This window comes from Providencia vermicola (assembly GCF_010748935.1).
Taxonomy (GTDB): Bacteria; Pseudomonadota; Gammaproteobacteria; order Enterobacterales; family Enterobacteriaceae; genus Providencia; species Providencia zhejiangensis.
The window spans coordinates 1,185,982-1,205,090 of record NZ_CP048796.1 but is presented as its reverse complement, the minus strand read 5'-3'; the positions used below and the strand labels follow the sequence as shown (position 1 = coordinate 1,205,090).

Genomic DNA, 19,109 nt, shown 5'->3' with positions numbered 1-19,109 from the left:
CCTAGTCTTCAAGATACGGCCGCTTAAAAACAGTTTTCCTTAAAGTAAAATAGCAATGTGAGTTCACTCATCATATACCTATTTTAGGTTAGCAAATTTGCGTTATCATGCCACTCTTAACACTTCATCTCTCTTCAATTCCATGTCTCCCCATAGAAACATCTTCTAAGGCTAGCATATTTTTCGCAAAAGCTAAATCCTTTCAGCAAAACTAGCGAGAACTAAGATGGTTTTATTAAATTAGGTGAAATTTTTTGTATGATGCGGATAAAAGAGCGGCAATCTGACATGTATTAAGCACACATTATAGGTTAACAGCGGTGTGCTTTACCGCAGTGGTGATTTTCCCAACAAGATAATCAATCATACGGTGACACCCAGCGATTTAATTGCAGATTAAAAACCTTATCTGCCGATTTTATCCTTTCTGGGCGATGAGCGACAAAAACACGAGTAATTTGCAGTGAGGCAATCGCCTCCGTTATTTTACGTTCATTTTCTACGACAGCTAAGTCAGTCAAACTCGTTATACTTTTACGAAAACCCTGATAATCACTTATCGCTTTGCATCACAAAGAAGATATGCCCACTGAATATTTTGTTGGTATGAAATTACAAACAACAGTTATTCCGCGAGCTTAATTTGCTGCCAATGCTGTTCCATCTCCTCAAGCGTTGCGGTTTCTGTGGTTTTACCTTCTAGTGCAAGGCGTGACTCAATTTGGCGAAAACGCTTTTCAAATTTCTGGCAGGCCTTGTTTAGCGCCATTTCGGGCTTATGGCCTAGGTGGCGAGATAAATTCACAGTAGCAAACAGTAAATCGCCAATTTCTTCTTCTAGGCGCTGTTCATCAACAACCACTTGAGTAGCCTCTTCCATCACTTCATCCAACTCTTCACGCACTTTATCGACCACAGGACCGAGTGTATCCCAATCAAAACCGACCGACGCGCAACGTTTTTGTATTTTATACGCTTTCATTAATGCAGGTAATGCGCTTGGAATATCATCAAGTACCGAAAATTGCGCCTTTTGTGCGCGTTCAGCAGACTTACGTTTTTCCCATCCAGCCAGTGCAGCATCACTATCAGGGTGGTTTTCGGCGTCAAAAATATGTGGATGGCGCCGTTCTAGCTTATCACTAACTGCTTGGCAAATATCATCAAAATCAAATCGTGATTGCTCTTTAGCCATCTGTGCATAAAACACCACTTGAAAGAGCAGATCACCTAATTCCCCTTTTAAGTCGTTAAAATCTTCGCGTTCAATGGCATCAATCACCTCATATGTCTCTTCTAGCGTATACGGTGCGATGGTTTTAAACGTTTGCTGAGTGTCCCATGGACAACCTGTTTGCGGATCACGCAGTTTTGCCATGATATCCAGTAAACGTTCAATTTGTGGTGTGCTTGAACTCATATTTTTTGACCTTTAAATATAAAAAATCCCATGAATCAAAGGATAACATGGGATCTTGGGTTATTCACTAAAACCTATTATTGTGAATGGCGTTTGGCTTCAATCACATCTGGTAGTTGATTGAGTTTCGCTAACACTCTCGCTAAGACTTGCAGATTGTATATCTCAATCGTCATATCAATCGTGGCTAACTGCTGCTTAACATCACTACGGCTGCTCACGCCGAGTACATTCACTTTTTCATTCGCTAAAATGGTAGTGATATCACGCAATAATCCACTTCTATCGTTAGCGACAACACGTACGACTAGCGAATAGCCACTGGAGTAGTTTTCTCCCCAGACCGCGTCAACTAAACGTTCTGGTGCATGACTCTGTAACTCAGCAAGCTGTTCACAATCAACACTATGGATTGAGATCCCTCTTCCCTTAGTGATAAAGCCGACAATATCATCACCGGGAATTGGCTGGCAGCAACGCGCAATATGGTGCATAAGGTTACCAACCCCTTCGACCACAACTCGTCCACTACTGTTAGTTTGAGATGTTGGACGTGGTGCTGCCGTTTTACTTTCCAGTGTTTTTAGTGCTTCACGATCAGCTTCTTCGGCTGTGGTCTTCTTAAATTTACTTTGTAAGAAGTTGACTAACTGGTTGATACGAATATCACCGCCACCAATACCGGCAAGGACTTCATCAAGGGAATGAACGTTATAGCGCGTAATCAGCAATTTTTCGGCTTCTTTGATACTGATATCAAGATGCGCCAATTCGTTATCAAGAATTTGACGTCCCGCTAGGATATTTTTGTCACGATCTTGCTTACGGAACCAATTATGAATTTTGGCGCGACCACGACTCGTTGTGACATAACCTAAGTTAGGATTCAGCCAATCACGACTTGGGTTTGGATGTTTTTGGGTAATAATTTCAATTTGATCGCCCATCTGTAATTGATAGCTAAACGGCACAATACGGCCACCAATTTTAGCGCCAATACAGCGGTGTCCAACATCACTATGAATATGGTAGGCAAAATCAAGCGGTGTTGAGCCGGCAGGCAAATCAACCACATCACCTTTAGGCGTAAACACATAGACACGGTCATCAAAGACTTGGCTACGCACTTCATCAAGCATTTCACCTGAATCAGCCATTTCTTCTTGCCATGCGATCAGTTTACGTAACCACGCAATACGGTTTTCATAACTGCTACCTTTGCCTATACCAGTCGCACCCTCTTTATATTTCCAGTGTGCGGCTACCCCCAACTCTGCATCTTCATGCATTTGTCGAGTCCGGATTTGTATTTCCAGCGTTTTTCCATTCGGCCCTAACACCACTGTATGAATGGATTGGTAACCATTTGGTTTGGGGTTGGCAACATAATCATCAAATTCATCAGGTAGATGACGGAAATGGGTATGAACAATTCCTAATGCCGCATAGCAATCCTGAAGACGTTCCACCACAATACGTACAGCTCTGACATCGAACAATTCATCAAATGCCAGCGATTTTTTCTTCATTTTGCGCCAAATGCTGTAAATATGCTTAGGACGCCCATAAATTTCTGCTTGAATATTTTCTTTCAGCATTTTTTTACGCAAAACACTCACAAAATTATCAATGTAGTCTTCGCGGTCGATACGGCGTTCATGCAATAGATTCGCAATTTTTTTGTATTCTTCTGGGTGCAGATAACGAAAACAGAAGTCTTCTAATTCCCATTTTAACTGACCAATTCCTAAGCGATTGGCTAATGGCGCATAAATATTTGAACACTCTTTTGCTGCCAGTACGCGCTCATCTTCGGTTGCATCTTTAACTTCTCGTAAATGTGCAATCCTTTCTGCAAGTTTGATGACAACGCAGCGAAAATCTTCCACCATCGATAAAAGCATACGACGAACGTTATCGACTTGAACAGAGCTCGTTTCCGCTGATTGAGTTGCTTTTAATTGACGGATCGCATCCATTTCCAAGACGCCTTTAACAAGCTCATAAATCGATTTACCGAAATCATCGATGACAGCTTGTTCATCTAGCTGATTCTCTTCAACTAATGGGAATAGTAATGCCGCTTGTAGACTGCCAATATCCATGCTCAGCGTTGACAGAATTTCCGTCATTTCAATCCCACGCCATAGCAATAAAGCGGCTATTTCTTGCCCTGCTAATTTATCATGACAATACTGCCAGGTATGGATGAGCTTTTGTTCTGATTGTGGATTATTTAGCCCCAGTCCGCTTACCCATTTTTCAGGGGCAAACTCACCTGCTGGGGTAAGATGTGCACTTCTTACAGCAACCATATATTCTCCCTACCTGTTAACCCTCTGGGCTATTGATAAATAGCGCCATTGATTCCAGATGGCTGGTATGTGGAAACATATCCAACATCCGCAATTGTATTAACTGATATCCAGCCTCAAGCAAAACTTTGCTATCCCGCGCCAAAGTGGTGGGGTTACAAGAAACATAGACAATTTTTTCGGGCATCAGTTTAACTAAATGTTCCATTACACCAGCGGCCCCTGCTCGAGCAGGGTCTAAAAGCACTTTATTAAACCCTTCAGTTGCCCATGGTTGTGTATGGATTTGCGCCTCTAAGTTTTCATTATAGAAGGTCGCATTAGCAATTAAATTGCGCTCAGCATTATTCTGAGCTTGTTTGACTAAATTTTCGACACCTTCAACCCCAATGACTGATTTTACCTGCCTCGCTATTGGTAAGGTAAAATTTCCCATACCGCAAAATAAGTCTAAAACACGATCATGAGGGCTCAGCTCAAGCCATTCAAGAGCTTGGGTAACCATTTTTTGGTTAATTTCACCATTAACTTGTATAAAGTTTAATGGACTAAACTGCAAGGTTTCTCCAGCCACTTGATATTCAGGTAAAACGGCGGTTTCACTCAGTGGCTGTAAGTGATGATCCTCCCCTGCTAACCAAACAGAGACCCCATACACGCTTTCAAAATGCTTAAGCTGTTGTTTATCTGAAGATACTAAGGGGGCAAGATGGCGAAGTAACACGATCAGGCTATTATCCGCACGGATCAGTTCAACATGGCCAAGTTTTGGAGCCACTTTTAACTGATTTAAACAGTCAGATAACGGTTGGAGCAGCTGATCAAGATCATGATGTAACACTGGACACTGTTTGATGTCCACCAGTGTATTCGATTGAGTTTGACGGAATCCCATCAAAAGATGCTGACTTTTGTTATGGTATTGCAGCCCTAGACGCGCCCGACGACGATAACCATAAGGCTCACCAAAAATAATCGGCTTCGCTTCTTTTATCACGCCTGTTTCACGCGCGATCAAGTGTTGCAATGCTTGTGCTTTGCTTTCTCTTTGTAATGAAATATCAACATGTTGCTGCTGGCAGCCACCACATTGATTGAAATAACGGCATTGCGGCTTAACGCGTTGTGGACTGGTATTGAATCGTTTAATGACTTTGCCCTTTGCAAAGCGACTTTTTTCCTCAACCAGTTCGACCTGAGCCTGCTCCCCAGGTAGCAACCCCGCAATAAAAATAGCTTTGCCATCAGAGCGCGCAACGCCTTGGCCTGAAGCATCTAAACTATCAATTGTAACCGTTATTTGACGGCGTTGGGTGGTACGGCGGTTTGGCGAGTAAAATTGGGCCATAATTCGTCACTACGAGGCGTTAAGTTTTAGAAGATAATTTTGTTTGCTTTCTCTGTTTCAAAAAAGCGCTATTTACTCGCATGTTAGATGTGAAGTAAAAAGCGCGCCTATAATAGCAGTTTTTTTGCCAAGATGAGTTATCACTTTTTCACTTAACGTATATTTTTTTATTATTTTGTTCTTTTTTATCAACTTATTTCTAAATAAATCGCTGCATTTTCCGTCGAAAATCCGCTTATGGCGCATAAATAAACATTCAATTAGACACCGTACTTTTACGGTACTCTTCATAGGCATAATGATCAGTCATTCCACTGATATAATCCTGAATTAACCGCGCTCGGTAGTAAAATTCAAGGATCGATCTTTCTACTTCATTGGTTGCGCAGATGCCTTCAATCGCTTCACTGTATGACAATCGATGTTTATTAGAGAGCTTATGAAATAAACGCGTCTCGATAAAAAATTGTTTATGGTAGTTATTTTCAACTAATGAGGCGAAATCGTTTCTATCTAGCATCAATAATGGACGGTAAAAATCTAGCAGCCCGCCGATAATACGATAACCTTGCAGCTCAAGCTCTTCCACCTCGTGATGGCTGAAAACATGCTTGAATGCCACCGTTTTCAAAACCTTTAGTAGCCGATGTTCTGGGCTTTTATCTTCGAGTAACGCACTATTAAAACGTCCTGCATAGATTTCAGGGAGGTTTTGAATAAAACGCTGAGCACTGTAACGAGCCAATTTGCTAGTAATATTGACGCGTAAATACATAAAGAATTGGTCTTGCTGAATACGTCTCGTATGATTATCACTGATATTATTAAAAGCACTCATGATTGTTTCATCAAATAAGTCACCTTTTTTGACCGTTCCCCACTCTGCTTGTAAATAATCAATTAATTGCTCAACGGTAAAAATACCTTTTTCCGCCGCATCATCTAAATCAGCAATACAGTAAGAGATATCATCAGCGGCTTCCATGATATAAGAAAGAGGAAAACGGCAATATTTCTCCATATCAAGCTTTTGGCTTAGTTCATTAATAAAATGTAACTCAGACCAGTAATAACCGGGCTTTTTCATTAAATAATCAAACTGTTCAGGAATAGGCTCGAGATCATAAGCGCCACGGGTATACTTCAGAATTGCCCCAACCTGAGCATAAGTCAGATTCAATTTCAGCAAGCGATGAACCATGCGTATTCCTTGTGCATTCCCTTCGAAAGAGCACAAATCCTGTTTTAATTGCCGACGGAATAGGTCGAGTCGCTCATCCCCTGTCAAACGCATTGCCGCAATCCTGCAAGGATCTGGAGATTCAGGAGTGAATTGATATTGAGGAGCAAGAAGCTGGCTAAACCAACTTTGGATTGCCGCTTCACCAAAGTGCCCAAAAGGCGGATTACCAATATCATGCATCAAACATGACATTTCCACGAGGCTTTCAAAAGCATCACAACGTTCCTCTAAACCATATTTCTCTAACAAATTTTTCTTTTTTAGTTCATGTAAAACGGTTTTGCTGATATAACGCCCAACTTGCTGTACTTCTAATGAATGAGTCAAACGGCTACGTACAGCGGCATTTTGTTCTAATGGAAAAACTTGCGTTTTTTGCTGTAAACGACGAATTGCTGCTGAATTGATGATACGCCCTCTATCGCTCTCAAATTGACGATTGACCGCATCTTCATTGTGAGCTGAGATTTTAGGGCTTTTCGAACTATTATAGTTCCGTTGATAATTCAGTTTAGTCAGAAAATTAATTGCGCTCACGCCAACTCCTCATCCTTTCTGTACAGACTAAAATAAAAGGCAGAGAAAATAGGCCGTTCAATGCTACACTTTAGCCATCTCAACCTTAAGTGTCTAATTAATCAACAGCGAGTATGACATAATGAAAGTCGGTATCATAGGTGCAATGGAGCAGGAAGTTGCCATCCTGCGTGAACAAATTGAAAACTGCCAAACAATTAGCCGCGCTAGCTGCGAAATTTATACAGGAAAAATTAATGGCGTTGATGTTGCACTACTAAAATCAGGTATAGGTAAAGTTGCAGCAGCAATCGGTACAACTTTACTCCTCGAACATTGCCAACCGGATATTGTGATTAACACGGGTTCTGCTGGCGGTTTAGATGCCAAACTTAATGTCGGTGATATCGTGGTTTCAACCGAAGTTCGCTATCACGATGCTGATGTCACTGCTTTTGGCTATGAATATGGTCAAATGGCACAATGCCCACCCGCCTTTATTGCAGATGCAAACTTGATTAGCCTTGCCGAAAAATGTATTCAGCAGCTAAATATGAACGCGGTACGCGGCCTTGTGTGCAGTGGTGATGCCTTTATTAATGGCTCAGAGCCTTTAGCGCGCATTAAACAGCATTTCCCACATGTTGCCGCAGTTGAGATGGAAGCAACCGCTATCGGCCAAGTTTGCCACCAATTTGGGGTGCCGTTTGTCGTTGTACGAGCCATTTCAGATGTAGCAGATAAAGAATCGCACACCAGCTTTGAGGAGTTTTTACCTGTTGCAGCACGTCAATCATCATTGATGATAGCGGCTATTTTAGCTGAATTAGCTTAATCTTTTTCAATATAAAAAAGCATAAATGCTTAATATTTATGCTTTTTTGTTACTTTTAAAGGCAATCATCCCATGAAATGGCCCTTCAATGCATTCAGAGCGATACTGGCCTTATTGCTACTCTTATTTTTTAACTCATCAGTCATTGCAGAGACAAAACATCGTGTGATCAGTCTTTCACCGGCGAATACTGAGTTAGCTTATGCGGCTGGCTTAGGAGAAAGTTTAATTGCTGTCAGTGCCTATTCTGACTATCCGGCTGAGGCTAAACAATTAGAACAAGTGTCTGATTGGCAGGGCATCAATGTCGAACGAATCATTGCATTAAAACCTGATTTGATCTTGGCGTGGCGAGGAGGTAACCCTCAGCGTCCACTAGACCAGCTCGCCGCTTTAGGGATTCCAATTATCTATTTTGACCCAAATAATATTGAGTCCGTCATTTCTGCTGTAGAACAACTAGCGAATTACAGTCCAAAACCTCAGATTGCAGAACAATCTGTTGCTGGCATGCGTGAACAACTCCACCAATTACAACAACGCTATGCACAACAAGCACAGCCTAAAAAGTCGGTATTTATTCAACTCGGTACCCAACCTCTATTTAGCACAGGTAATAACACGATTCAAAACGATATCGTTTCCCTGTGTGGCGGTGACAATATCTTTAAAAATAGTGCAGTACCATGGCCTCAAGTGAGTCGAGAGCAAGTTCTTGCTAGAAAACCTGAAGTGATCGTGATGAGTGGGGATCCAACACAAGAAAACGCAGTACAGCAATTTTGGCAGACACAACTGCCTATCCCTATTATCCGTTTAAATGAAGATTGGTTTCATCGCGCTGGGCCACGTGCATTATTCGCGGCGCAATCTTTGTGTGAACAACTATATCCAGACAATAAATGAGTGAGAGGGGGATTCCCCTCTCAACAGGTAGGTTTTAAACGCTGAATGAAGAACCACAACCACATGTCGATTTGGCATTTGGGTTGGTGACAATAAAACGAGAACCTTCTAGGCCTTCAGTATAATCAACGCTTCCACCAACTAAATACTGTAGGCTCATTGGATCAACAACTAAGGCAACACCTTGTTTTTCGATCGTCATATCGCCATCATTTATTTGGTCGTCAAAAGTAAAGCCATACTGGAAACCACTACAACCACCACCGGTAATGTAAACACGTAGACGCAGGTTTGGGTTGTCTTCATCAGAAACTAAGTCTTTTACTTTAATTGCTGCCGCATCAGTAAACTGCAATGGCAGAGCTGCATCATCACTCATTTTGTACTCCAGACCGATCAAGCGGTAATTCAGTGTAAGCAGATAGCCTACTCAGATCAATGAGCTAATTATCCGCCAGCTTAGTCATTGATTCAAGCCCTGTGACATAATTCAACACATTGTGCATAGCAATCAATGGATTTGGTTTAATTGGTTCAGTGCTTTAGAATAGAGCCACTATTTTATTCAGCTTATTTATCAGTCCCTATTCAGGAGCCCTGCATGAGCCAATCTTTAAACCTATATAATGAAGCGCAACAGCTTATCCCTGGCGGCGTCAACTCACCTGTCCGTGCTTTTAACGGCGTTGGCGGTACACCTCTGTTCATTGAACGTGCTGACGGCGCTTATATTTTTGATGTTGATGGTAAAGCTTATGTCGACTATGTCGGCTCATGGGGCCCAATGGTGCTCGGCCATAATCATCCTTCTGTCCGCGATGCCGTAATCAAAGCGGTCAACAAAGGCTTAAGCTTTGGCGCCCCAACGGCTGCTGAAGTTGAAATGGCTAAATTAGTTTGTGAGTTAGTGCCTTCTATCGATATGATCCGTATGGTGAACTCAGGAACTGAAGCGACAATGAGCGCTATTCGACTTGCGCGTGGCTACACCGGCCGAGATAAAATTATTAAATTTGAAGGCTGTTATCATGGTCACGCTGACTGTCTGCTCGTCAAAGCCGGATCAGGTGCATTAACCATGGGTGAACCCAATTCTCCGGGGGTGCCCGAGGATTTCGTTAAACATACACTAACATGTACCTATAATGACCTTGCATCTGTCCGCCAAGCTTTTGAAAATTACCCAGAAGAAATTGCTTGTGTGATCGTGGAACCCGTTGCTGGCAACATGAACTGTGTGCCGCCAACGGCTGAGTTTTTACCTGGTCTACGTGCATTGTGCGATGAATTTAATGCATTACTGATTATTGATGAAGTGATGACTGGCTTCCGTGTTGCTTTGGGCGGCGCACAAGACTACTACAATGTACAGCCAGACCTGACGTGCTTAGGTAAAATTATTGGCGGTGGTATGCCTGTAGGCGCATTTGGTGGCCGCTATGAAGTTATGGAGAAGCTAGCCCCTATTGGCCCTGTATATCAAGCAGGTACACTGTCGGGTAACCCTGTAGCGATGGCGGCTGGATTAGCTTGCCTCAATGAAGTCTCTCAGCCTGGGGTTCACGCTCGACTCACCGAGCTTACCGAAAAATTAGCTCGTGGTTTAGAGCGCGTATCGAAAGAGCAAGGTATCCCACTGGTCATCAACCATGTAGGTGGTATGTTTGGTATTTTCTTCACTGACGCTAAAACCGTCACTTGCTACCAAGACGTCATGAAGTGTGATGTTGAACGCTTTAAAACCTTCTTCCACCTCATGTTAGAACAGGGAATTTATTTAGCCCCTTCTGCATTCGAAGCCGGATTTATGTCAATTGCGCATAGCGATGAAGACATTGAAAAAACAATCGAAGCCGCAGAAGCTGCCTTTGCTAAAATGGCTGCTGCTTAATTTTCTTGCAGCAAATAAAAATGCCCCTTAACAGGGGCATTTCAGACTGCGGACAAACCTATTATATTTGGCGGCAAGTCGAATAGGTTTTGAAAATAAACGAGGAAAATCAATTATTTCCAAACATCTCTTTTACCCAGTCAGGCGCATCATCTTGTGCTGGCTCGGCATGATTATTCAAATCCCACACAGGTTCTTGATGCGAAGACGACTGACATAAAGCATCAGGATTATCTGTCCAGATCGGTAGAACACGGCCACCACCAAACTCTGAACAGTTAAATTGGCCATCTGGCATGACTTTCATATCAACGATCCCTTCAGGAGGACGATTAAACAGAGCCAGTGGGGCTTGGTTATCTAAATAACGTTGATAGACCCTCAAAGCACCAGTTGAACCTGTTAATTGTGTTGGTTCATTGTTATCTCGACCAATCCAAACTATCGCGACTTCTTTACCGTCAATTCCAGCGTACCAGCTATCACGTAAATCGTTTGTGGTACCTGTTTTCCCAGCTAGGTTGTATTTGCCAAACTTGGAGAGTAAGACGCGCCCTGTGCCTTGTTGAACCACTTGTTGCATACCGTATAGGGTGAGATAAGCCGCTTGTGAAGGTATTGCACGTTCCGCAGATGGGTAACTTTGATAAATTTCAGTTCCATCACCATCAATAACAGAGCGCAGCGCAGACAATTTAGCGCGGTTACCATTACCACCGATCGTTTGATATATTTGAGCCACTTCAGCTGGCGTTAGGTTTACAGCACCAAGTAGCATCGCGGGGACTTTTTCTATCGCCGCGGCTGGAGCACCTAAACGAACAAAAATATTCACGATCTGATCAAGGCCGACTTCTAACCCTAAATTGACGGTTGGAATATTTTGTGATTTTGCGAGTGCATCAACCAACATCATTCCACCAGTGAAATTACGGCTATAGTTTCTCGGTTTCCACGTCTGGTTACCGACTTTCACCGATAAAGGTTCATCTTTCAGCCAAGTATTTAAACGAAAACGGTCAGGCTCATTCAATGCGGCTAAATAAACGGGCGGTTTCGCTAATGACCCGATGTTACGGCGAGCATTCAGTGCACGGTTAAAACCAGAGTATTGCGGCTGTGAACCGCCTACCATCGCTCGGACTTCACCGTTAATGCGGTCAACCACAACCATCGCACCTTCAATATCATTTAGCTTACGATCTTTACGTAACTGAGCCACCCCAGCTTCAACTGCATTTTCTGCTGCTGTTTGCGCGACAGGATCTAGCGTGGTAAAGATTTTAGCGCCTGACAGCTCTTTAACTTTATCACCTAATTTTTCATTCAGTTCCTGACGAACCATTTGCATAAAAGCAGGCTGAGAAGCGACCAAACCTTCCCTTGGTTTCACACCTAAAGGACGTGCGCTAAGAACTTGATACATTTCATTGTCGATAACATGGCGAGTTTCCAATATTTTCAACACAATGTTACGGCGTTTTGTCGCGTTTTCCGGTTTCGTCCAAGGGTTATAAGTTGACGCGCCCTGCACCATGCCAACAAGTAGAGCTTGCTGGTCTAAACTTAATTCATTAATTGGGCGTCCAAAATAATACAGACTTGCTAATGGGAAACCACGAATTTCATCATTACCGTTTTGCCCTAAGAAAACTTCATTCAGGTACAATTCGAGAATACGGTCTTTGCTATAGTTGTAATCCAACAACACAGCCATAATGGCTTCGTTAGCTTTGCGCTTAAAGGTTCGCTCATTGGTTAAAAATAGATTTTTTACCAACTGTTGCGTCAAAGTACTGCCCCCTTGTACAGATTTACCTGCCACTAAGTTCGCGACTACTGCTCGACCGATTGAGTAAAGGCTTACCCCATCGTGTTCATAGAAGTAACGATCTTCAGTCTCAAGTAGAATTTTCACCAAAGACTCAGGAAAATCAGACAAAGGTAAAACTAAGCGCTGCTCATTATTAGCCGATTGCATCATCGTGATGAGCTTCGGATCTAAACGGAAAAAACCAAATGAACGGCCATTTTCCATATTTTCGATCTTCTTCAGCATCCCTTGATCAAATACCATACGTGCCAATATCTGACCTTCTTTTTGATCAGGGAAATTAAATGGGCGACGCAGAATTTCAATCGTATTGCCTTTTACTGAAAATTCACCTGAATTGGTGATTTTGGTGACCTTACGGTATTGCATACCTTCAAGTAAACGCACCATTTCAGCTTGGCTATAATCCATGCCTGGTTCAAGGTTAACCATTCGGCCATATACAGCAGCAGGTAAATCCCAAACTTTGCCATCAAGGCGTTCCTTGATTTGCTGGTTTAGGTAAAATGCATAAGCGCCAAGTAACACGGCAAGGACAATAAAAATTTTAACGAGCAACCAAAACCAACGCCATTTACTCTTTGGTCGGCGGTTTTTATTACCGTTATTTTTTTTCTTAGCCATTAGCTCGCCCTCTTCATCATCGAGGTCTTGCTCATCAATATCATCGTCATCAAATAACTTTTCATCATAATCATAGTCGTCACGGCGGCGACGTGAATTTAGCTGTTTCTTTTTGGTTGACGGTTTTTTACGTCTACCGATAGGTTCTAAATCTTTACCGGACATGGTCGCTCCATATCACCCAAATTCTGCACTGACTTCCCGTGATTTTGACTCAATATACTCAAGTGTTCACAGAAGAAAGCTCTTAATTACATTTCATTACGTTACCTTGCGAGACATTATTCATCCGTCGCAGATATCTATTAGAGCACAAAACAACCTCATTTCGCACTTATCTTTATCATTCGCTGCATAGGCACCACTGAATTTTATCCCAAAAATCGCCAGCGACATACCAACACGCCAAAAAAAACAAAATTCCTTATAGATTACTAATAAAAAAAGAATATTTTCAACTTTCATAAATTATTTTCTAATCAAAAATAACCAATGAAGTGTTTTTTAAATAATTTATTAACCTGTGGAGTGTTATTATGCTGTATCCAGTAGAACCTTACCGAATAAAGAGTGTTGAAACACTATCAATATTGTCGCGACAAGCAGGCAAAATAAAAATTCATGAAGCTGGCTATAATCCTTTTCTGTTACGTTCGTAAGATATTTACATCGACTTATTGACTGACAGTGGGACGAATACAATGTCTGACAAACCGTGGGCAAGTTTGATGACTGGAGATGAGTCCTATGCTGGCAGTCAAAACTTTTATCAACTTGAACACGCCGTACAGCAGCTCTTTGGATTTAAATAGTCATTCCGACACATCAAGGATGCAGAGCTGAAAAGCAAGCCGCGAATGTTCCTATTATTGAACCTATTGGTGGACATGGCGTCTTTTTAGATACTCAGCGTTTTTGTCCACACTTAACACAAGATCAATTTCCAGCACAAAGCTTATCTGCAAGTATCTACCTTGAAACCGCTGTACGTACCGTGGAACGCGGTATTATCTCGGACGGACGAGATAAAAAAACAGGGAAAAACCTTCGACCAGCATTGGAAACCGTTCGTTTGGCCATCCCTCGTAGAGTCTATACCTATGCACATTTAGATTGGGTTGCTAACGGTATTATTCACTTATACCAACAAAAAGAAAAAATGAAAGAGCTTAGATTTACCTATGAACCCAAGCGGTTACGCTTTTTTACAGCGCGTTTCGAGTATATTTAGCGCTGTATTTTTCTATTCGCATTCATTTAATGCTTTTCAATGTTATTTAGCGCTTTTTTAGTTTTATTCGTTGGTCGCGTATTAACAGGGTCATCTGGCCATAAATGTTTTGGGTAGCGACCTTTCATCTCTTTTTGTATCTCACGATAACTGCCTTGCCAGAATGCGCCCAAATCTTGGGTAATTTGTAATGGCCTCATTGCAGGTGACAATAAAGACACCGCCACAATCACCTTACCATGAGCAACGGTTGGGTTAGAGGCTTGTCCATACATTTCTTGCATACGAATTTCCATCATCGGCGCTTTATCTAAAGAGTAATGAATATTCACAGAACTCCCTGAGCCTGATAAATAGTGTGTCGGTAATGCATCATCTAACCATTTTTTCTGCTGCCAATCTAAACGATGCGCTAAGAGTGCTCCGACATCAATCGCTTGCAGTTGTTTACGATGAGTAATACCTCTGAGATAAGGTGCTAGCCAAGACTCTAACGAATCCAACAAGGTCGCATCATCAACATCCGGCAAAACGACATCAGGAAACCATTGTTTCGCCAATTGGCAACGAATACGTAGCTGGTGAGCAGAAGAATGCCAATCCAAACTACTCAAACCATTCTGGCGTAACCAATGCAACAATGCCTGTTCAATCTGTTTACTATCAGGATTGGTCAATCTTTCTGAATGTACCACTAATTGGCCACATTGCAGCCGCCGCCAAGCTATCAATGTGCCTTTTTGTTCATCCCACTCCACCGTTTCTTGTTGAAAAAATAAATGGGGGCATGCCTCTCGCAAATTGTCTATTTCAATCGCAACCGCTAAGGCTATTTTTGCATCTGCTGAGCTTTCTGGCAGCCATAGCATAGGTGCAATCAGCCATTCTCGACCTGATAATGTATCCTTCTCATCTAACGATGCACCTAACCCACTCGCTAATTGATAACGACCTTGATTATCTCTATTTTTGGCTATCCGATCAGGGAAACCAACGGCTAGCAAAGTAGGTAACCACTCACTAATTAAAGCATGTGCTTTTCTTACAGCAGCCGTCACTTTATGGCCACTCAACAAGGAAGCACGTCGACACCAATTTTCAGTTGGTCTTTCTAAATAGTCGTGAATATCACATCTTCCCTGACGAGGGGGCTCTTCTAAAATAGCCACGAGTAAAGCGGCTAGCTTAACGACCTCATCGTTCTGACTTTGTTGAGCCTGATATAATATCGCCGCTGTCCGCACCGAGCTGCCTGACTCGGCCATTCCACGACCTACCGACGTTAATTGCCCATGTATATCGACAGCCTCTAATCGGTACAGTAAATCTTTAGCGGCGGCAATCGCGGGGCGAGGTGGTGCATTCAGCCATTGTAGCTGCTCCGTATCTTGGCAACCCCATTGCAACAGCGATAACCATAGGGAGCTTAAATCACTGTGTAATATCTCTGCCTCACTGTATTTCGCAGCTCGTTCAGCCTGTTCTTGGCTAAATAAGTGCCAACAAACCCCCGCCTCTAAACGTCCTGCTCGCCCTGCTCGCTGCACCATAGAAGCTTGGCTAATCCTTTGTTTAACCAGTTTAGTCAGCCCCGTTCGAGGGTTAAAAACCCCTATTCGTTCAAAACCACTATCAACGACCAACCGAATGCCTTCAATGGTAAGGCTGGTTTCTGCAATATTCGTTGCTAAAACAATTTTACGCTTCCCTGCTGGCGCGGCTTGAATAGCCAGTTGCTGCTCTTTTATAGACAGTGCACCATACATCGGACATAAAAGTATGTCCTCACTCACTATTGAGGAGAGTTCTGTCAGTGTTCGCTCAATTTCACCTACCCCAGGTAAAAACAGTAACAACGATCCTTTCTCTCTTTGACACAGTTGCCAGACCGCATTAGCGACCTCTTTATGAAATAGTTTATTGCTATTTATAGGGTAAAAATACCGTTCAACGGGGTAAGTACGCCCTTCTGATATCACAATAGGTGCATTTGGGAACAACCGGTTCAACCCTTGGTCATCCAAAGTGGCTGACATTAATAAAATCTTTAAATCATCGCGTAATGCCTGTTGTGTATCCAACAATAGTGCTAGCCCTAGATCCGCCTGCAAACTGCGTTCATGAAATTCATCAAGAATGACTAAACCAATCCCTTCTAACATTGGGTCACTTTGCAACATTCTGGTCAAAACACCTTCAGTCACGACTTCAATACGCGTATTTGAGCTCACTCGGCTTTCCGAACGCATACGTAGCCCTACTGTGTGACCGATTTCTTCACCTAATTGCTCAGCTAAACGCATAGCAACACTACGTGCGGCAATACGGCGTGGTTCTAGCATGATAATACGCCCCTCAATCACACCACTGTTCAATATAATTAGTGGTAAAACAGTGGATTTACCCGCACCAGTTGGGGCATGCAGTAGAACTTGAGGTGACTTTTCTAAAGCGGTGAGTAAGGAATTACTAACGTCATGAATAGGTAACACGCGGATGATAGCTCCAATGAGGTTTAACATTTGCTGATAAAGATTGTAGCATTGCCGATTATTTTCTGAAGACTTATTGCGGAGACGATATGGAGTTTATTCCCTCGTTACAGCCAGCCACACTGATTAAACGCTACAAGCGGTTTTTAGCAGACGTCATCACGCCTGAAGGTCGTGTGATGACCATTCACTGTGCAAATACGGGTGCGATGACGGGTTGCGCGACACCTGGGGATACTATTTGGTATTCAACATCAAATAATACAAAACGAAAGTATCCCCATAGCTGGGAACTCACACAAACCTCGCAAGATCATCTCATCTGTATTAACACGTTACGCGCAAATCAGGTAGTCGCGGAAGCGTTGTCGCAAAATAACATTCCAGAATTATCCGAATATAGTGTAATAAAGCCTGAGATGAAATATGGCTCTGAAAATAGTCGTATTGATTTCTTTTTATCTGGTGATGGGTTACCTGATTGTTTTATAGAGGTTAAATCTGTTACTTTACTGGAAAACAATTGCGGTTTTTTCCCTGATACCGTCACTGAGCGAGGACAAAAACATTTACGTGAATTAACAGTAATTGCTAAAGAAAAAAAAAGAGCCATACTGTTGTTTGCAGTTTTGCATACGGGAATCTACGAAGTTTCGGCTGCGGCTCATATTGATAAGCAATACGCAAAACTTTTGGGTGAAGCTATCGAAAATGGTGTCGAAGTTCTTTGTTATCACGTAGATATCAATACACAAAAAATGCTATTGGGTAAAAACATTAAGTTTATAGCTGTTAAATAATGGTCGTTATATCGCTTAACAAAGCGAGGACGAATGGGTTCTGGGGGCTTAAAAAGGAATAAACACGCGCGCCTTCACAGCATTACAAAACTCATTGCATGAACGATTGCCAAGAGGGCACTCTTCTGCTATTTATAGCGACCTTAATTTTTCCCCCTTTGGGGTTTTGTGAAATTTGCGTGTGTAGGAGAAGCATTATGCAAGAAGGGCAAAAACGTAAGACATCGTCCTTAAGCATTCTCGCCATTGCCGGGGTTGAGCCCTATCATGAAAAGGCTGGCGAAGAGTACATGAACGAAGCCCAGTTGGCGCATTTTAAGCTCATTCTCGAAGCATGGCGCAATCAACTCAGGGATGAAGTAGACCGGACAGTTACTCATATGCAAGATGAGGCGGCTAACTTTCCAGATCCTGTTGATCGGGCAGCCCAGGAAGAGGAATTCAGCCTTGAATTACGCAACCGGGACCGTGAACGTAAGTTGATTAAGAAAATCGAGAAAACGTTGAAGAAAGTCGAAGAAGATGATTTTGGCTTCTGCGAATCTTGTGGAGTGGAAATCGGTATCCGTCGTTTGGAAGCCCGCCCTACCGCAGATTTGTGTATCGACTGTAAAACATTAGCAGAAATTCGCGAAAAGCAAATGGCTGGCTAATCGCTAATTATGGAGTCCTTAACGGCGCACCTCACATTGCGCCGTTATAAGGAAGTCTAATAATGAAGATCCCCTCGTCATCCTATGTTGGTCGCTTTGCACCCTCTCCCTCTGGTAATCTTCACTTTGGCTCTCTTGTTACTGCCTTAGGTAGCTATTTGCAAGCTCGTGCCCAGCAAGGTAAATGGCTAGTGCGTATTGACGATATTGACCCGCCCAGAGAGGTGCCTGGAGCTGCTGCAAACATTTTAAAAACATTGGAACATTACCAACTGTATTGGGATGAGCCTGTACTGTATCAATCAAAACGTCATGATGCTTATCGAGCCGCATTAGATAGCCTGCGTCAGCAAGGAAAAAGTTATTACTGCACCTGTTCACGTCAACGCATAAAAGAGCTGCAAGGGCATTATGATGGGCACTGCCGTAATTTGTACCTGCCTAATCACGACGCTGCCATTCGCTTAAAACAAACCCACCCTGTTTACCAGTTTACGGATCGATTGAGAGGAGAAATTTACACTGAAGCCAATATTGCTGAGGAAGATATTATTATTCATCGAAAAGATGGCTTGTTTGCTTATCATTTAGTCGTGGTTGTTGATGACCACTATCAAAATGTCACGGAAGTGATCAGAGGAGCCGATCTCATCCCCGCCACCTCACAGCAAATTTCGTTATATCACCATCTTTCATTACCCATTCCTGATTATGCCCATTTACCATTAATCCTAAATCATGATAATAATAAGCTCTCAAAGCAAAATCATGCTACAGCACTACCTATGACAGATCCTCGCCCAGTAATATGCCATGCGTTAAAGTTGTTAAATCAGCCTTCAATCGAGCATTGGCGGGACTTAAGCACGAGTGAGATTTTAAAAATCGCAACCGATAAATGGCAACTCAAAGCGATCCCATCTCATGATATTATTGATGATGCTTATAACTGAAAATGACTTTTATGCGTTTAAGCATTCTCAAAGAAAGGCCAGTAGGCT

Annotated in this window: 14 protein-coding genes and 1 pseudogene; 7 read left to right on the top strand and 8 right to left on the bottom strand. The window is 42.5% G+C overall.

Annotation, left to right across the window (positions count from 1 at the left end; all coding sequences use genetic code 11):
* Window positions 1-359 precede the first annotated feature (359 nt).
* The 5 genes from G3341_RS05175 to dgt form a co-directional block, all read right to left on the bottom strand.
* Entirely contained in the window at window positions 360-521 is a 162-nt protein-coding gene (locus tag G3341_RS05175) for a secretion ATPase (RefSeq protein ID WP_154623402.1), read from the bottom strand.
* 104 nt (window positions 522-625) lie between these two features.
* On the bottom strand, window positions 626-1,420 hold the full coding sequence (mazG, locus tag G3341_RS05170; protein ID WP_154623403.1) for a nucleoside triphosphate pyrophosphohydrolase: 795 nt from the start codon (window positions 1,418-1,420) through the stop codon (window positions 626-628).
* A 77-nt stretch (window positions 1,421-1,497) separates the two neighbouring features.
* Complete coding sequence (relA, locus tag G3341_RS05165) at window positions 1,498-3,735, bottom strand: GTP diphosphokinase (protein WP_154623404.1); 2,238 nt, start codon at window positions 3,733-3,735, stop codon at window positions 1,498-1,500.
* A gap of 16 nt (window positions 3,736-3,751) precedes the next feature.
* Window positions 3,752-5,083 (bottom strand): 23S rRNA (uracil(1939)-C(5))-methyltransferase RlmD, encoded by a 1,332-nt coding sequence (gene rlmD / locus G3341_RS05160; RefSeq protein WP_163860833.1) that lies wholly within the window; start codon window positions 5,081-5,083, stop codon window positions 3,752-3,754.
* A 256-nt stretch (window positions 5,084-5,339) separates the two neighbouring features.
* Complete coding sequence (gene dgt, locus G3341_RS05155; RefSeq protein ID WP_163860832.1) at window positions 5,340-6,863, bottom strand: dGTPase; 1,524 nt, start codon at window positions 6,861-6,863, stop codon at window positions 5,340-5,342.
* A 121-nt stretch (window positions 6,864-6,984) separates the two neighbouring features.
* Here dgt and mtnN point away from each other — a divergent pair, with 121 nt between their 5' ends.
* Window positions 6,985-7,677: a 5'-methylthioadenosine/S-adenosylhomocysteine nucleosidase gene (gene mtnN, locus G3341_RS05150; RefSeq protein WP_154623406.1), complete on the top strand. Its 693-nt coding sequence runs from the start codon at window positions 6,985-6,987 to the stop codon at window positions 7,675-7,677.
* A 72-nt stretch (window positions 7,678-7,749) separates the two neighbouring features.
* Window positions 7,750-8,583, top strand: a complete 834-nt coding sequence (gene btuF / locus G3341_RS05145) for a vitamin B12 ABC transporter substrate-binding protein BtuF (RefSeq protein ID WP_154623407.1) — start codon at window positions 7,750-7,752, stop codon at window positions 8,581-8,583.
* A 34-nt stretch (window positions 8,584-8,617) separates the two neighbouring features.
* Here btuF and erpA read toward each other — a convergent pair whose 3' ends face one another.
* Complete coding sequence (erpA, locus tag G3341_RS05140) at window positions 8,618-8,962, bottom strand: iron-sulfur cluster insertion protein ErpA (protein ID WP_154623408.1); 345 nt, start codon at window positions 8,960-8,962, stop codon at window positions 8,618-8,620.
* Window positions 8,963-9,184: 222 nt separating this feature from the next.
* On the opposite strand from erpA, the gene hemL reads away from it, so the two are divergent.
* Window positions 9,185-10,474 carry a glutamate-1-semialdehyde 2,1-aminomutase gene (hemL, locus tag G3341_RS05135; protein ID WP_154623409.1) on the top strand — a complete coding sequence of 430 codons (1,290 nt, stop codon included), beginning with the start codon at window positions 9,185-9,187 and terminating at the stop codon, window positions 10,472-10,474.
* A gap of 109 nt (window positions 10,475-10,583) precedes the next feature.
* Here the strand turns inward: hemL and mrcB are convergent, their stop codons facing one another.
* Complete coding sequence (gene mrcB, locus G3341_RS05130; protein ID WP_154623410.1) at window positions 10,584-13,097, bottom strand: bifunctional glycosyl transferase/transpeptidase; 2,514 nt, start codon at window positions 13,095-13,097, stop codon at window positions 10,584-10,586.
* Between the two features lie 371 nt (window positions 13,098-13,468).
* Between mrcB and G3341_RS05125 the strand changes: the two are divergent.
* Window positions 13,469-14,163: pseudogene (locus G3341_RS05125) on the top strand (beta-eliminating lyase-related protein).
* Between the two features lie 26 nt (window positions 14,164-14,189).
* Here G3341_RS05125 and hrpB read toward each other — a convergent pair.
* On the bottom strand, window positions 14,190-16,685 hold the full coding sequence (hrpB, locus tag G3341_RS05120) for an ATP-dependent helicase HrpB (RefSeq protein WP_163860831.1): 2,496 nt from the start codon (window positions 16,683-16,685) through the stop codon (window positions 14,190-14,192).
* 59 nt (window positions 16,686-16,744) lie between these two features.
* Here hrpB and sfsA point away from each other — a divergent pair, with 59 nt between their 5' ends.
* The 3 genes from sfsA to gluQRS all read left to right on the top strand — a co-directional run bounded on the left by sfsA (window position 16,745) and on the right by gluQRS (window position 19,061).
* Window positions 16,745-17,455 carry a DNA/RNA nuclease SfsA gene (sfsA, locus tag G3341_RS05115; protein ID WP_163860830.1) on the top strand — a complete coding sequence of 237 codons (711 nt, stop codon included), beginning with the start codon at window positions 16,745-16,747 and terminating at the stop codon, window positions 17,453-17,455.
* A 197-nt stretch (window positions 17,456-17,652) separates the two neighbouring features.
* On the top strand, window positions 17,653-18,108 hold the full coding sequence (gene dksA, locus G3341_RS05110; RefSeq protein WP_004922522.1) for an RNA polymerase-binding protein DksA: 456 nt from the start codon (window positions 17,653-17,655) through the stop codon (window positions 18,106-18,108).
* 62 nt (window positions 18,109-18,170) lie between these two features.
* A complete protein-coding gene (gene gluQRS, locus G3341_RS05105) occupies window positions 18,171-19,061 on the top strand; it encodes a tRNA glutamyl-Q(34) synthetase GluQRS (RefSeq protein ID WP_154622203.1) in 891 nt (296 codons plus the stop codon).
* Window positions 19,062-19,109 lie beyond the last annotated feature (48 nt).

Bases quoted from the DNA above. Each gene is read 5' to 3' on its own strand.
- mrcB (WP_154623410.1), bottom strand. From the start codon at position 13,097: ATGTCCGGTAAAGATTTAGAACCTATCGGTAGACGTAAAAAACCGTCA.
- mazG (WP_154623403.1), bottom strand. From the start codon at position 1,420: ATGAGTTCAAGCACACCACAAATTGAACGTTTACTGGATATCATGGCA.
- sfsA (WP_163860830.1), top strand. From the start codon at position 16,745: ATGGAGTTTATTCCCTCGTTACAGCCAGCCACACTGATTAAACGCTAC.
- mtnN (WP_154623406.1), top strand. From the start codon at position 6,985: ATGAAAGTCGGTATCATAGGTGCAATGGAGCAGGAAGTTGCCATCCTG.
- rlmD (WP_163860833.1), bottom strand. From the start codon at position 5,083: ATGGCCCAATTTTACTCGCCAAACCGCCGTACCACCCAACGCCGTCAA.
- relA (WP_154623404.1), bottom strand. From the start codon at position 3,735: ATGGTTGCTGTAAGAAGTGCACATCTTACCCCAGCAGGTGAGTTTGCC.
- gluQRS (WP_154622203.1), top strand. From the start codon at position 18,171: ATGAAGATCCCCTCGTCATCCTATGTTGGTCGCTTTGCACCCTCTCCC.
- hemL (WP_154623409.1), top strand. From the start codon at position 9,185: ATGAGCCAATCTTTAAACCTATATAATGAAGCGCAACAGCTTATCCCT.
- hrpB (WP_163860831.1), bottom strand. From the start codon at position 16,685: ATGTTAAACCTCATTGGAGCTATCATCCGCGTGTTACCTATTCATGAC.
- erpA (WP_154623408.1), bottom strand. From the start codon at position 8,962: ATGAGTGATGATGCAGCTCTGCCATTGCAGTTTACTGATGCGGCAGCA.
- btuF (WP_154623407.1), top strand. From the start codon at position 7,750: ATGAAATGGCCCTTCAATGCATTCAGAGCGATACTGGCCTTATTGCTA.
- dksA (WP_004922522.1), top strand. From the start codon at position 17,653: ATGCAAGAAGGGCAAAAACGTAAGACATCGTCCTTAAGCATTCTCGCC.